The following is a 14,675-nucleotide window of genomic DNA, read 5'->3' as shown; positions in this document are numbered from 1 at the left end:
ATGTATAGTGGGTGCAAAGGCCCTATACTTATCTATAGCTTTATGTTACCTAAACTATCCCTCTGTATGGTATTAAAATATTTATAGCGGATAGTATGATTTTGCAGACTGAAACACTTAGTATACTAGAAAACAACTTCAAAGCATTGCAACTTATCATCCCCCCTTCTGCCCCGGACACTCACTCGCTAGAGTTTTATCGCTCTATTATCAGCAAGAGTAAAGATTTGATTTCTGTATTAGATACCGAAGGTAGGTATATCTTTGTAGGAGAATCAGCCCAGCAGATCTATGGCTACAAACCTGTAGAGCTTCTAGGCAAACGCTGCCTGTCATTCATACACCCCGACGACCAGCCTATCATACAGCAATGCATCCAGACTGTTGTGGCGGGAGGACAGCCGCAGGTACCTCCTTTCAGGTATAGGGTAAAGAGTGGTGAGTGGCGCTGGGTACAGTCTGAAGCGACTAATTTACTGGATGACCCAAATGTGCAGGGCATTCTGATAAACTCAAAGGATGTGACAGAGCCTTACCTGACATCCTTTGAGCGAGACCACCACCAAGCCTACTATAGGTCGCTGTTCTTCGAGCACCCTGATACCGTTTTCACCTTAAGTATAGAAGGCACGTTTCAGCACTCGAACCAGCACATGGAAACCCTTACCGGCTACAGCGAAGCAGATTTAGAAACTTTCAAGTACATTGATATAGTACACCCCGATTCGCTGCCGAGTGCAAACATGGCCTTTGCACGAGTACTTGAAGGAGAAGCGCATACAGTGGAGATCAAGATTGTCACCAAAGACAAAACAGAGAAGTATATCAGCGTTTCGGTAATGCCTGTATACTTTGGAGGCAAGGTGAAAGGTATACAGGGGATAGCCAGAGACATTACACAAGCCACCGAAGCACAGGCTCTTATAAAAGAGCAGGCGCAACAACTAAACAATATCTTAGAAAGCATCACAGAACCTTTATTTGCCCTGGACAGCAGTTGGTGCTTTACCTATGTCAGCAGCGCTTTTGCAAATTTTATGCAGCGTACACGGGAAGAAATTACCGGCAGGGAGATATGGTCGCTGTTTCCAAAGTTAAGTCCTACGCGGCTTTATAAAGTATGTCATGAAATAGCCGGTAAAACCACATCGGTGCATTTCGAAGAGTCTTACCAGGATACTTACCCTATTTCCTGCACTTTAAACTATACCCTCTACTCCACAAGCCAGGGCATTACGGTGCAGTTTTCTGACGTAACAGAGCAGAAGCACACGCAAAGAGAGCTGGAAAAGCTTTCTCTGGTAGCCAGTAAAACAATCAACGGCATCATGATTCTTGACCCTGATACCAATATCGAGTGGGTGAATGACGGATTTTGCCGCTTAACTGGCTATACCCGTGAGGAGGTTATTGGCATATCGCCCAAGCAGCTTTATGCTGACTTACAGGCTGATGACACCTTAACGACCTTATTTGAACAGAAGTATAAATCAATGAAGCCTTTCTCATTAGAGACTCTTGGCTATAAGAAAAATAAAGAGCAGCTATGGTGTTATAGTGATGTCACACCTATCTTTAATAAGGAAGGTGAGCTCACAAATTATATTGTTATTGAAACTGATATTACCGAGAAAAAAGAAGCGGAGGCAAAGCTGCTGAAACTTACAGACGATCTGTACAAGCAAAACAGAGACCTCCAACAGTTTACATATATCATATCGCATAACCTGCGTGCTCCTGTGGCCAACGCATTAGGCTTAGCAAATCTGGTGCAAAAGCTACCTAAAAATGAGCCTACTTTTGCCAGCGCCTTAGAAAAGCTACATACTTCTGTTAACCAATTAGATGCTGTCATAAAAGACATCAACCATGTACTTTCTATAAGAGACTCTGGCCGCACAGCAAGCAGAGAACTGGTAAACTTAAAGCAGGTTTGTGAAGAAGTGTTAGAAAGCTTTGTAGAAGAAATACCACCCTACGCCGCTACTGTAACAGTTGATATCGCTCCAGACCACAACCTGCTTTCCATCAAATCTTATTTATTCAGCATTCTGCACAACCTGGTTTCCAATAGCTTAAAGTATAAGTCTAACGACCGAAAATTAAAGCTGACCATACAGGTAGTTCCAGATGATAGAGGGTACATCATAACAGTTAGTGATAATGGCCTTGGGTTTGACCTGAAAATGGTAGGACACCAGATGTTTCAGCTTTACAAGCGCTTCCATCCGCTGGTGCATGGCAAAGGAATCGGCCTGTTTCTGGTTAAAACACAAGTTGAGGCCCTGGGGGGCAAAATTACTGTAGAGAGTGCCCCGGATGAAGGTAGCACCTTTAAAATATATTTAGGAGCTAAACATGTTTAGTTTGGGGCAACTTTGCAGGCTGTTAAAGCTAAATCCACAGCATCAGGAGGCGTAGGTTTGTGATACATTCAGCAAAGTTCAAAAGCACCTCAGCAACTGCCTGTTTATATTTCTCAGCCAATACGACTTTAACATATTTTCAACCATCTATAGCCTTTATACTGTGATCTCACCCACCACTGCTTCCCCAGCCATAGATATGTTTAAACTGAAGCTCCTTAACAGGATGTTCTTCAATCATTATCCTGATACTGTTTTCACACTTGATCTACATTATCTTTTCCATACCGTAAATACAGCTTTATGCCTTACACTTCAGCTAGAGAAGCATGAGCTGCTAGGGCAGCACTTTGCCAAGTATATTGCACCGGAAGAACATGAAAAAGCGACTGTTCACCTTCTGGCTGCCAGCCAAGGGCAAACAGAGCGCTTCCAAACGATTTTTTTAAAAGACTCGGCTGAACTAAACTTGAAAGTCACGCTCCTTCCACTGAGAATTGCAGGACAAACAGTGGCTATTTTTGGCATAGCACAAGATGTAACCGAGCAGCAAACGCGCGAGCACGTTCTTTTAGAAGCAACGAAAGAGTTGAAGCAGCAAAACGAAGAGCTTGAATTATTCAGGAAAATAGTAGCGCACGATTTCCGTAGCCCTATTGCGCGCCTGCTGGGCCTGAGCAAACTGTTGCAAAAAAACAACCTGCCTGTCAGCACAACCCAAACGGCCATTAATTCGCTGCTTCATTCAGCGGAGCAACTTGATGTCATGGTGAAAGACCTGAACCAGGTGCTATCCATGCGCCACCACGGCGACGAATCCCGTGAAAACTGCTATCTGGTACAGCTGGTACAAGCGTGTATGGCAGGTCTGCAGTTAGAGATCAAAAATGCTGCGGCCACTGTGCACGTAGTGCACCAGGATGATGTACACTTGTTTTCTGTTAAAGCTTACCTGGTCAGTATTATACAGAACCTACTGTCCAATGCCATTAAATACCGAGCCGCTGACCGGCCGCTGGTCATAACTGTTACCATAACTCAAAACGAATGCAGTGCCTTTATCTCCGTTGAAGATAACGGCTCGGGGATGGACTTAGATGTAGTGGCACCGCAACTGTTTGGCATGTACAAACGCTTTCATGAAGGAATAGAAGGCAAAGGCCTGGGGCTTTATTTGGTAAAAGAACAGATAAGAATGCTACAGGGGAAAATTTTGGTTAGCAGTGAACCAGGCCTGGGCACTACCTTTCATATAGAACTTCCGCTTAACCGTTAGCTATCCTCACCTGCTTAGCTTGTGCAATTCCGAATGGGTTAAGTGCCTGACTTAGCTTATTAGATCTTGCTTCTAAAGTACACTCTTATAGCACAAGACTCATATTTTATTTAATATTGATCATAAGATTAGCGAAACACATTTAAGTAGCGAACTAATCAGATACCTTTACACCTTTGTCAGGTATAGGTATAGTGTTTGGCCTACTTAGGTTCTTATTAACTACCCATCATCAGAGGCTTTAAGTATAGTTTGAGTATAAATAAAAATATCCCTGCTGCAGGGATATACTGTCAGAGCATGTGTATGCTCTAATGGCCATAGTTATGTGAATTTCAGGAAGTACAGCATTCAATGAGTAAGCCCATTTTTAGAATAATCTCGCATCATGTATAAGAAAGTATTCATCGTTGATGATGACGAGGTAAGCATTTTCCTGACTGAAACAGTATTGGTAACAGAAAATTTCGCCCTTGAATATTCTACCTTTCTAAATCCTGCAGAAGCTTTAGAGCACCTTTTGCAACTACTAACGCAAGGGGAGCAAAACTTACCGGAAGTACTTTTCCTGGATCTTAACATGCCCTTTATGAGCGGTTGGGATTTTCTAGATGCTTTAAAACCTTATAATCAACAGCTCAAGCAGCAGTGTAAGATATACATACTCACCTCTTCGGTAGATATTTGTGAAATGGAACGCTCTAAAAATTACAGTATACTTGCCGGCTTTCTACACAAGCCTGTGGGCGATGATATTCTACATGTTTTAAAGACCTTATAAGGTAAATGCTGCAGCTGCGACTTTTAAGCAGCCTTGCTACATCATTGCCCGGCCTTTCCTGATCAGATACTTTCGATGCTGCAAATTTCATACTTTTATACCTTGCCGCTTTAAGCGACAGCTAAGAACAATTTGCCCATAAAGTAAACCAGAACCACCAATGCCCAGCTACTCCGATGTATTTACCCGTCTGGGGTTAACGCTTCAGATAGTTAAAACAGCACTTGCCGCCGCAGTTTCCTGGATAGTGGCTACCACCATACTAGGATCAGAGTTTCCATACTTTGCTCCCCTTGCCTCTATTTTAACCGTGCAGGTTACAGTGGCTGATTCTGTAGAGAAAGCTACCCAGCGAATCATAGGCATTGTGGGCGGGGTAGCCGTAAGTTTGCTTATCGGGCATTGGCTTAGCATAAGCAGCCTGTCCATTTTTCTTGTCATTTTGATAGGAATGGCTATTTCCAAAGCACTGCGGATGAATCCTCAGATAGTGTCGCAGGTGGCGGTGAGTTCTTTTCTGGTGCTCTCGTTTGGCTTGCAGGAAGACAGTTATGCGCTGGAGCGGGTGGTGGAGACACTGCTTGGTTCGGTTGTGGCGGTGTTGATCAATGCCCTTATCGTCCCTCAAAATGCAATACCGGAAGTAGAGCAAAGCATTCGTGCCATGGGCAAACAGGCAACGTCCACATTAATTGTATTGTCTCAGCAACTCCACCAGACAGATAAAGGCCAGCTTGTTGGCAGGCAGGAAACGGATGCACTGATCGCTGCAACTGAAAAGTGCGCCACTGCGTTGCTTTTAGCTGAGCAAAGCCTTAAGTATAATCCGTTTCTAACCCATAAGCGCACGCATCTCAGCAGGCTCACTATTCTGGTAAAGCGATTAGAGCATATCACCACACAAATAAGAGGCATCCGCCGTGGCATAGCCGATCTTAATTCAGCCCGTATTTTTCACTCCGAGCTACAAGATACGCAGGCATTACAATTGGCCATGGAAGCTACAGCAGAATGCATAATGCTGTTCAGCCTATCCATTGTAGAGTCACCAGAACAGTACCGAGAGGCTTTGACAGATGGTATAAAGAAAGCACAGCTGCTGCAAAACCACTGCCTTGATGATTTACGAAGCATCCACTCCAACCGCACCCTCCGCGATGTGGGCAGCATACTTACAGATCTAAACAGAATCCTCAAAGAGGTAGAACGCTGAAACCTGCTTGCGTATACTTTACTCCCCAGCCACAACAAAAGATGGCTGGAGTTGTTTGTACACCATTAACTCAAAATCAAATTGAACATGTCTATACTATTTTCGCCGCTAACGCTGCGCAATGTCACCTTCAGAAATAGAATTGCTGTATCTCCTATGTGCACGTACAGCAGCCAGGATGGCTTTGCCACCGATTGGCACCTGGTGCACCTGGGCAGCCGTGCCGCTGGAGGTGCCGGACACATCATTTTTGAAGCTACAGCAGTTGTGCCGGAAGGTAGAATCACGCCTCATGACCTGGGCCTTTGGAAAGATGAACATATTGAAGGGCTACAGCGCATCACAAAGTTTATCTCTGAGCAAGGTGCAGTGCCAGGAATACAGCTAGCCCATGCAGGACGTAAAGCCAGCCATAACAGACCCTGGGACGGAGGAGGCCCTATTGCCCCGCAGGAGGAGAACGGTTGGCAAACTGTAGCCCCAAGTGCCTTACCTTTCGAGGAGGGCGCCCCGGTACCTACTGAATTATCAGAAGAAGGCATTCAGCAGGTAATTGATGCTTTTGAAGCTGCTGCCATACGAGCACAGAAAGCAGGGTTCAAGGTAATTGAAATTCATGCCGCACACGGCTACCTGTTACACGAGTTTTACTCTCCGCTCAGCAACAAACGCACCGATAAGTATGGCGGCTCCTTCGAAAACCGTATCAGGCTCACGCTGGAAGTAACAGAACGAGTACGTAAAGTATGGCCGGAAGAATATCCGATTTTCGTTCGGATTTCCGCCACCGACTGGACTGAAAACGGCTGGACCGGCGATGACTCCGTGGCTCTGGCCAAAGAACTGAAGAACGTAGGCGTTGACCTGATCGACTGCTCAACAGGCGGAAACGTTCCGAACGCCTCTATACCCGTTGGCCCTGGTTACCAGGTGCAGTTTGCGGAGCAGGTTAAGAAAGAAGCTGCCGTTTTAACCGGAGCTGTGGGCATGATTACAGAGGCAAAACAGGCAGAAGAGATACTATCCAAAGGCCAGGCCGACATTGTACTGCTGGCACGGGAGGTATTACGCAGCCCATACTTTGCACTGCATGCTGCCCACGAGTTAGGCGACGAACAGGCATGGCCACCGCAGTACGAGCGCGCAAAACCAAGGAAATAAATTAACACCTGTCGCCCTGGCACGTAAGAGCAAAAGTATCAACATTCAGAAATAATGAGCCAAAACATAATTCACGACGAAGAAGATCTCCGCTTTTATATTGAGTTCGATAGCGAAGATGCAGAGCTGACGTATACTTACCCTGAAACGGAAGTGATGGATTTTGACCACACGTTTGTTCCTGAAAGTAACCGTGGCCAGGGCATAGCCGATAAACTGGTACAGGAGGGGTTGGAATTTGCCAAATCCAATAACTATAAAGTAATTCCTTCCTGCCCTGTTGTAGAGGCTTATATCAAGCGCCACAAGCAATACCAGGATTTAGTGCAGCCCGTTTAAACGGCTGACAAGTATAAAGTGCCCTGTATTTGCGGAATCAACATGAAGCTTAGGGCAATACAAAAGACAAGTACAACTGCGCCAGTTAAGGCCATTGTACTTGTCTTTTTTTATTAATGGCACCTGCAGTTATTGCGATACAGCTCAAAAAAGGTAAATTAGCTATCCTATGCTGCTTCTGAATAATTATTTGGGCAGTACGTTTAACATCTGATTTACCCCACATAAGAAACATGAGAAAACCTCGCCTACTTCATGCTTTAGCACTTAGCGCCCTGCTTTGCGTTGGCTCCACTACCGCTAAGGCCCAAGAGTTCAGCCGCCAGGACACCTTAAGGGGAAGTATAACTCCGGAACGCGCCTGGTGGGACCTTACCTTTTATGACCTTGACATAGCAGTAAACATACAAGACAGCACGCTGCAAGGCAGCAACACCATCCGCTACAAAGTACTGGAGCCACACCAGCGCCTTCAGGTAGACCTGCAGCCGCCTATGCGCATCCAAAAGGTGACGCAGGCCGGAAAGGACCTGCAGGTGCAGCAGGACGGCAACGCCTGGTTTGTGCAGCTGCAGGAACAGCAAAAGGTCGGCGAGGAGAAGGAGATCAAGGTATTCTACGGCGGAAAGCCGCAGGTAAGCGAGAACCCGCCCTGGAGCGGCGGCATAACCTGGCAGCGCGACCAGAACGGAAAGCCGTTTGTGGCCACCTCTGTGCAGGGAGACGGCGCCAGCCTTTTCTGGCCTAACAAAGACCACATGTACGATGAGCCGGACAGCATGCGCATCAGCGTTCGGACTCCCAAAGGATTGGTGGACGTGAGCAACGGCCGGCTGAAGCATGTGCAGGAGCACCCGGACGGCAGCAAAACCTATAGCTGGTACGTCTCCAACCCCATCAACAACTACGGCGTGAACATCAACATAGGCGACTATGCACACTTCTCCGATACGTATCAAGGCGAGAAAGGTGAGCTGGACCTTAACTACTATGTGCTGCGCGATAACCTGAGCAAGGCCAAAAAGCAGTTTAAACAGGTAAACCAGATGCTGCAGGCTTTCGAGCACTGGTTTGGCCCCTACCCTTTTTATGAGGATAGCTACAAGCTGGTGGAGGTGCCTTACCTGGGCATGGAGCACCAGAGCTCCGTCACCTACGGCAACGGCTACCAGAACGGCTACCTGGGCAGAGATTTGAGCGGCACCGGCTGGGGCAAGAAGTTCGATTTCATCATCATACACGAGTCGGGCCACGAGTGGTTCGCCAACAACATCACCTACAAGGACATAGCCGATATGTGGATCCACGAGAGCTTCACGAACTACTCGGAGTCGCTGTTCCTGGACTACCACTACGGTACACAAGCAGCAAACGAGTACGTGATCGGCTTGCGGAACATCATCCGCAATGATAAGCCTATCATTGGCCATTATAACGTAAACCATTCAGGCTCTGGAGACATGTATCCGAAAGGGGCCAACATGCTGCACAACCTGCGCCAGATCGTGCAAGACGACGAGCAATGGAGAAGCATACTGCGGGGTCTGAACAAGGACTTTTACCACCAGACGGTAACCACACAGCAAATAGAGGACTACCTGAGCCAAAAGGTAGGCCGCAACCTCACCCCCGTATTTGACCAGTACCTGCGCGATGTGCGCATCCCGAAGTTCGAGTACAGACTGGCGGGCAACAAGCTACAGTACCGTTGGGCGAATTCGGTAGCTAACTTTGATATGCCGGTAAAAGTGTCACTGAACGGAAAAGAGCAGTGGCTGGAACCAACCACCGACTGGAAAGAGCTGAAAGGGGTGAAGAAAGGCGCTAAAGTAGAAGTAGACAAAAACTTCTATGTGACAAGCTCTAAAGCAACCACTACATAATCGGAGCCACACAAAAGCAAAACGCCGGCATGTATACACGCCGGCGTTTTGCTTTTGTGTGGCTCTGATGTAAAGGTATAGTTGCACGAACTGCTTCTGATCACCATATTTATACTTCCTGAATCGTTTTTATACTTCAGTTATATGAAATCTTGCTTTGCCATAGTTACCTTGTTTCTCTTTACCTCTCTTACCCAAAGCTTACATGCCCAGGATAGCTACATGCTGCTTAAGCCAGACAGAGTGTTTGATGGCGAGAGCATGCATGAAAATTGGCAAGTACTGGTAAAGAACGATAAAATAGAAGCTGTTGGAGCCAAGGTGCAGGCGCCGGTGCAGGCTGCGGTGCGCGAACTAAAAGGCATGACTTTGTTACCCGGTTTGATAGAAGGGCATAGTCATTTGCTATTGCACCCTTACAACGAAACATCCTGGAATGACCAGGTACTCCGTGAATCAAGAGCAGAACGAATAGCCCGTGCCACTGTGCATGCTGAAAGAACACTGCTGGCAGGCTTTACCACAGTTCGTGACTTAGGCTCTGAAGGAGCTGGGTTTGATGATGTCGGACTAAAACAGGCTATAGAAAAAGGAGCTATCCCGGGGCCGCGCATGTTGGTGGCCACCAAAGCACTGGTTGCCACCGGCAGTTATGGGCCAAAAGAGCTAAGCTATGATATCGTAACACCCATAGGCGCTGCAGAAGCAGATGGGCTAGAGGGCGTAACACGCGAAGTAAGAGATCAGATAGGGCATGGTGCCGACATCATAAAAGTATATGCAGATTATAGATGGGGGCTAAACGGTGAGGCTGCGCCAACCTTTACGCTGGACGAGCTGAAGAAAATTGTAGAAGTTGCCAATAGCAGTGGGCGACCTGTTGTAGCGCATGCTTCGACTCCGGAAGGCATGCGTCGTGCTATCATGGCAGGTGTGTCAACCATAGAACATGGTGATGGGGCCACTCCGGAAATCTACCGCCTCATGAAAAAGCATCAGGTTGCTCTCTGTCCTACGCTAGCCGCCGGAGACGCCATTAGTCAGTATCGTGGCTGGCAAAAGGGGCAGGACCCCGAGCCTGAACGGATCAAACAAAAAAGAGAAAGCTTTAAAGAAGCATTGAAAGCCGGGGTAACACTATGTATGGGTGGAGATGTAGGGGTATTTCCGCATGGAGACAATGCCCGTGAAATGGAGATGATGGTAGCTTATGGCATGCAACCACTACAGGTACTACAGTCCGCCACATCAGTTAACGCTGATGCATTTGGGATTGGTGCCAGCGTAGGTCGCATTAAAGCTGGAATGCTGGCAGACCTTGTGGCTGTACAGGGGAATCCTGCTTCAGACATCGGTAAGCTACGCCAGGTACGATTTGTAATGAAAGGCGGCCAGATGTATAAAGAAGAAAATTAGTTCTTTAGCGGTGCCTGCCCTTCATCCTGCTGGTAAAAGCGAGTGGTAGGGTATGCGAAACGGATATCAGGCCGGGCCATAAACTCTGTCAGGACATCTTCCCAGATGAGGTGCGTACTCTGACGCCGCCGCAGCACACTGCTCATGTAGCGCATGGTAAGTTCAATTCCATTATCCTGCACTCTTGTGTAAAGCCGGGGCTGCAAATCTTCGTAGAAAATAAGGTGCCGCTGCGACTGCCGCTTTACCTGTTCCCGGGCAGCTTCCGTAAGCTGCTCAGCGTGGCGCTGCATAACATCTCTAAGAATGGATTTTGCCTGTTGCCAATTGCTTTCAAAAGTTATCCGCACCGGAATTTCCTGCCACACAAAAGGGAAGCCATAGTTGTAGTTAGCCTGTGCTTCTGTAAAAAGCTTCAGGTTTGGGATGTTAACCACACGCCCCGTTGCCATATCTGCATCTACCCAGCCCCGCACTTCGTTTAGCGTAAACTGGAATAAGCGAATGTCTATCACGTCTCCGATATGATCTCCCACTTGAATACGATCACCAATATGGAAAGGCCTCTTCCAGATAAGATAGGCCCAGCCGGCTATGTTGAGCAAAGGCTCTCGCAGGGCAAGTACCAAACCCGCCGAAAATAAGCCTAAAAAGGTAGCGATTGATTTAAACCCATCGAACCAAATATAGGAAAGGCTTAGAATAGCAAGACCAGTAGCTGCGTAATTAGAAAACTTCCGCCATTGATACTGTTTACGCAGGTCGCTCTTTCTATTAGCCACATACTGCAGGAACAGCCTGCTCAGGAGCCAGAGCACGCCAATTACCGCCAGCGAATAAAGTAAATCGTTATAAAAAGCAGTAGTAAGCCCCGTCATCAAAGCTAGCCACTCTATTATTTTAGCCATAGCACGCGTTCAGTGTTTTACCTGCTTACGTGCTGATACAGTCAAAGTGTTGGCTAGAGTTTCTTCTTGATAGCACCCCTTACATTCAAACATACTTATATAGGGACTTTCAGAAACATTTAAGAGGCCCAGGCGTTAGCATATCAAAAAGTGAGTACTAACTTATTTTATTTTAAACTCATTTTTGTACCTTTACCCCTATTGTAAACCTAAAAACGGGTGCTAGTTTCCCAGCGATTAACATAAAGTATAATTGTAGACTAAGCTTATACTTTCGCAAGTCATTGGTTACAAGAAGCTATATAACAGAACAAACTAAAGCTAAACTTAGGAATACAACATTTAGATTTTAATGCTCTTATCGCCCGAACCTTTTCTTTCATATAAAATTCGGGTCGAAAGTTCAGCAGTCAGTATTGCAAGCACTAGATTTCTGGTCTGCCATCAGAGAGGCTGCATGAGGAGATATACAGTAGGTATTTAATTTTATCTGGCAGGTAATAAAAGCAGGCTGCATGGAAGATCTGGAAGTATGGCGAAGGTTTAAAGCGGGTAGTGAGGCTGATTTCACACTTCTTTATAGGCAATACGCACCTATCATGCTGCGCTATGGCAATAAACTCACCAACGACCGCGACCTGGCTAAGGATTGTATTCAACAGGTGTTTTTCCAGATTTGGAAGAGCAGAGCCAACCTTTCTACCCCTCCTAGTGTAAAAAACTATCTTTTGAAGGCTTTTAGATGCGAACTTGGCAAAAAAGCGGCCTACAAAAGCAAGTACGAAACCATTAACGAAGACATGGAGATAGGCTCTGAGGTATCTCACGAAACAGCATTGATCAATATCCAGTCTTTTGAATTTACACAAAAGAAGATAGCGCACCTGCTTCAGCAATTACCTGATCGGCAGCGGGAGATCATCTTCCTAAAGTACTTTACGGGTTTGCAGTATGATGAAATAGCCGACGTTATGGGTATAGACCAGAAGTCAGTCTATAAGCTCACGTACAAGGCCATCGACAAACTCCACAAGCTGTTTAAGGCTGGTGCGCAACCCGTAGCAGAGGCCCCTTCTTTACGGCAGCGCATGAGTGGCTTTGCCAGTAGTTTCAACGGCACCTCAGCAGAAAAACCCCAGGACTTAGAATCAATACAGGTGGCAGGAAGCGGAGCTTTATTGTTTGGTTTAAAAGAAATCTAAGAAGCTTTTCCTCATGTATTACCTTACCCGTCTTTCTGCTATGCCACTGGGCCTACAAAATAAGGCATTATATAAATGCATGACAGCAAAAAGCGCCTGGCAAGCACAGCTTATACCTACATTAATAGGCAGTTGGTGCGCATGTGGTTCAATTAGCAAATGGTTTTGTCTAAATTATACTTGATAGGATGCTTCAACTTCATGCTTTGCGCTTCAAACTGTGTGTAAAGAAACCCCACAACTTAGCGCTGCCATGGAAGTCAGGAGAAACATTGTCAGAACCCCATCTATTCAGCTTTTGCATGCAAAAACGAATGTAAACGTGTACTTAATTACTCCATTGATCTCCATCTTGTTTTGCTGCTAAAGCACTACTACTACTACATACCAGAAATATACCGACACTATAACTGAACCACTTATAATTCTTAAAACTTATGGCCGGAACAATACATACCGATGTAAATGCTGTTAAAGCGACTAACGCCAACGCAGTAAATAAACAGTACACGGGCCCACTTGTTACAGTAACAATGCTCTTCTTTATGTGGGGCTTTATTACCTGCTTAAACGATATTCTGATTCCTAAGCTACAGCAGGTTTTCACACTAGAATTGTGGCAAGCCATGCTTATCCAAACAGCTTTCTTTGGTGCTTATTTTATCGTGTCGCTGCTGTACTTCGTGCTTTCCATCACTAAAGGAGATCCAATACGCAAAATCGGCTATAAGAATGGCATCATCATAGGGCTTCTGGTAGCTGCTATCGGCTGCGCTTTATTTTACCCGGCGGCAAGTATGTTGAGCTATGGCTTCTTTCTGGGGGCGCTATTTGTGCTTGCCTCAGGCATTACGTTGCTCCAGATTGCAGCTAACCCATACGTAACCATACTAGGGCCTGCAGAGAGCGCCGCCAGCCGCTTAAACCTGACACAGGCTTTAAATTCATTAGGCACAACAGTAGCACCCATTATTGGCGGATACCTGATTTTTGGAGCAGTTGATACAATGCAGGACGCAGGTGCAGACTCAGTGAAACTCCCCTACCTTGGTTTAGCTGCTGCTCTGGTTGCGATAGCTCTTATCATAAAAATCTCTAAATTACCAAGTATACAGAGTGAAGGGGATGCTTCTATTGCGCCAGACGCAGGGGCATTGCGTTACCGTCACCTGGTTTTAGGCATTGTCTGTATCTTCGCTTATGTAGGTGGAGAAGTTGCCATAGGCAGCACGCTCATCAACTTTTTTATACTACCTGAGATTGCAGGTCTGAATGAAACACAGGCCGGACACTTTCTGGCATTTTACTGGGGTGGGGCTATGGTAGGTCGTTTCTTTGGTGCAGTTGCCCTATCTAACATGCGCAACACCAGCTATAAGTACTTGATTATTGCAGGTATTGCAGCTGTAGTGTTTGTGTTACTATACACTGCTTATGGCATGGAAGAGGCGCTGATAGCCTTAGGTCTGATTGCGTTGAATTTTGTGGTACTGATGCTGGGGCGCTTTATACCCAGCAAAACACTGGGCTATTTTGCCGGAACAGTAGTGGTACTGTTGTTATTAACCTGCTTCACAGAAGGCTCCATAGCCATGTGGTCAGTTATCTCTATCGGCTTGTTCAACTCCATCATGTTCCCTACCATTTTTACGCTAGCCGTTAAAGATTTAGGTGTACATACAAGCCAGGGCTCCTCTTTACTTGTCATGGCCATAGTGGGCGGTGCTATAGTTCCGCCTTTGCAGGGCATTGTGGCCGACATTACAGGCAACCTTCAGCTATCGTTCCTTATACCGCTGGTGTGCTACTTATACATCATGTACTATGGTTTCTCTGGCTCTAAAGTAAAAGAAGCCGCTATATAGATACTTTTAATGCCTTTAGAAGCCGGACAACGTAAGTTGTCCGGCTTTTTCTTTTTTAGCTTTCCTCTACTTTTACCTCCCTGGTTTAGCAGGAGAAATTTGCATACTTTACGACGCATGGTTAATGGGTCTGCTAAAGATAATCTCTTTGTTTTTGCACTTAGATTTTCAAGCACCTGCTGCTTTCAATGGAACACATAAATGTACCTCTACACACTGCTTATACTAAGATTCGTCCAAATAATGAGAAACTAACACGCACTAT

The 14,675-nt window shown here is 46.1% G+C and carries 11 protein-coding genes; 10 read left to right on the top strand and 1 reads right to left on the bottom strand.

Going from position 1 to position 14,675, the window contains the following annotated elements:
• The first annotated feature begins 95 nt into the window (after nucleotides 1-95).
• From ACFQ2O_RS14140 to ACFQ2O_RS14105, 8 genes are all read left to right on the top strand, one after another.
• Nucleotides 96-2,366: a PAS domain-containing sensor histidine kinase gene (locus tag ACFQ2O_RS14140; protein WP_377528732.1), complete on the top strand. Its 2,271-nt coding sequence runs from the start codon at nucleotides 96-98 to the stop codon at nucleotides 2,364-2,366.
• A 163-nt stretch (nucleotides 2,367-2,529) separates the two neighbouring features.
• Entirely contained in the window at nucleotides 2,530-3,642 is a 1,113-nt protein-coding gene (locus tag ACFQ2O_RS14135; RefSeq protein WP_377528730.1) for a PAS domain-containing sensor histidine kinase, read from the top strand.
• Nucleotides 3,643-4,030: 388 nt separating this feature from the next.
• Nucleotides 4,031-4,423, top strand: a complete 393-nt coding sequence (locus tag ACFQ2O_RS14130; protein ID WP_377528728.1) for a response regulator — start codon at nucleotides 4,031-4,033, stop codon at nucleotides 4,421-4,423.
• 160 nt (nucleotides 4,424-4,583) lie between these two features.
• Complete coding sequence (locus ACFQ2O_RS14125) at nucleotides 4,584-5,636, top strand: FUSC family protein (protein WP_377528726.1); 1,053 nt, start codon at nucleotides 4,584-4,586, stop codon at nucleotides 5,634-5,636.
• Between the two features lie 87 nt (nucleotides 5,637-5,723).
• Nucleotides 5,724-6,797, top strand: coding sequence for an NADPH dehydrogenase NamA (namA, locus tag ACFQ2O_RS14120; protein WP_377528724.1), 1,074 nt, complete (start codon nucleotides 5,724-5,726; stop codon nucleotides 6,795-6,797).
• Nucleotides 6,798-6,851: 54 nt separating this feature from the next.
• Complete coding sequence (locus ACFQ2O_RS14115; RefSeq protein ID WP_377528722.1) at nucleotides 6,852-7,136, top strand: GNAT family N-acetyltransferase; 285 nt, start codon at nucleotides 6,852-6,854, stop codon at nucleotides 7,134-7,136.
• A gap of 233 nt (nucleotides 7,137-7,369) precedes the next feature.
• Nucleotides 7,370-9,019: a M1 family metallopeptidase gene (locus ACFQ2O_RS14110; RefSeq protein WP_377528720.1), complete on the top strand. Its 1,650-nt coding sequence runs from the start codon at nucleotides 7,370-7,372 to the stop codon at nucleotides 9,017-9,019.
• A gap of 144 nt (nucleotides 9,020-9,163) precedes the next feature.
• Nucleotides 9,164-10,435 (top strand): metal-dependent hydrolase family protein, encoded by a 1,272-nt coding sequence (locus ACFQ2O_RS14105; RefSeq protein WP_377528718.1) that lies wholly within the window; start codon nucleotides 9,164-9,166, stop codon nucleotides 10,433-10,435.
• On the opposite strand, the gene ACFQ2O_RS14100 is transcribed toward ACFQ2O_RS14105, so the two are convergent.
• Nucleotides 10,432-11,343, bottom strand: coding sequence for a mechanosensitive ion channel family protein (locus ACFQ2O_RS14100; RefSeq protein ID WP_377528717.1), 912 nt, complete (start codon nucleotides 11,341-11,343; stop codon nucleotides 10,432-10,434). The two genes, ACFQ2O_RS14105 and ACFQ2O_RS14100, sit on opposite strands and share 4 nt — an antisense overlap.
• A gap of 515 nt (nucleotides 11,344-11,858) precedes the next feature.
• Between ACFQ2O_RS14100 and ACFQ2O_RS14095 the strand changes: the two genes are divergently transcribed.
• Nucleotides 11,859-12,545: an RNA polymerase sigma factor gene (locus ACFQ2O_RS14095; RefSeq protein ID WP_377528715.1), complete on the top strand. Its 687-nt coding sequence runs from the start codon at nucleotides 11,859-11,861 to the stop codon at nucleotides 12,543-12,545.
• Nucleotides 12,546-12,982: 437 nt separating this feature from the next.
• Nucleotides 12,983-14,410 carry a sugar MFS transporter gene (locus tag ACFQ2O_RS14090; protein ID WP_377528713.1) on the top strand — a complete coding sequence of 476 codons (1,428 nt, stop codon included), beginning with the start codon at nucleotides 12,983-12,985 and terminating at the stop codon, nucleotides 14,408-14,410.
• The last annotated feature ends 265 nt before the right edge of the window (nucleotides 14,411-14,675 follow it).

Origin of the sequence: Pontibacter rugosus (assembly GCF_042678745.1) — a bacterium.
Lineage (GTDB): Bacteria > Bacteroidota > Bacteroidia > Cytophagales > Hymenobacteraceae > Pontibacter > Pontibacter rugosus.
The sequence above is the reverse complement of the archived record's forward strand: the minus strand, read 5'-3'. Positions and strand labels throughout refer to the sequence as shown.

Coding starts and splice junctions, on each gene's coding strand:
- ACFQ2O_RS14140 (WP_377528732.1), top strand. CDS start 96: ATGATTTTGCAGACTGAAACACTTAGTATACTAGAAAACAACTTCAAA.
- ACFQ2O_RS14130 (WP_377528728.1), top strand. CDS start 4,031: ATGTATAAGAAAGTATTCATCGTTGATGATGACGAGGTAAGCATTTTC.
- ACFQ2O_RS14125 (WP_377528726.1), top strand. CDS start 4,584: ATGCCCAGCTACTCCGATGTATTTACCCGTCTGGGGTTAACGCTTCAG.
- namA (WP_377528724.1), top strand. CDS start 5,724: ATGTCTATACTATTTTCGCCGCTAACGCTGCGCAATGTCACCTTCAGA.
- ACFQ2O_RS14115 (WP_377528722.1), top strand. CDS start 6,852: ATGAGCCAAAACATAATTCACGACGAAGAAGATCTCCGCTTTTATATT.
- ACFQ2O_RS14110 (WP_377528720.1), top strand. CDS start 7,370: ATGAGAAAACCTCGCCTACTTCATGCTTTAGCACTTAGCGCCCTGCTT.
- ACFQ2O_RS14105 (WP_377528718.1), top strand. CDS start 9,164: ATGAAATCTTGCTTTGCCATAGTTACCTTGTTTCTCTTTACCTCTCTT.
- ACFQ2O_RS14100 (WP_377528717.1), bottom strand. CDS start 11,343: ATGGCTAAAATAATAGAGTGGCTAGCTTTGATGACGGGGCTTACTACT.
- ACFQ2O_RS14095 (WP_377528715.1), top strand. CDS start 11,859: ATGGAAGATCTGGAAGTATGGCGAAGGTTTAAAGCGGGTAGTGAGGCT.
- ACFQ2O_RS14090 (WP_377528713.1), top strand. CDS start 12,983: ATGGCCGGAACAATACATACCGATGTAAATGCTGTTAAAGCGACTAAC.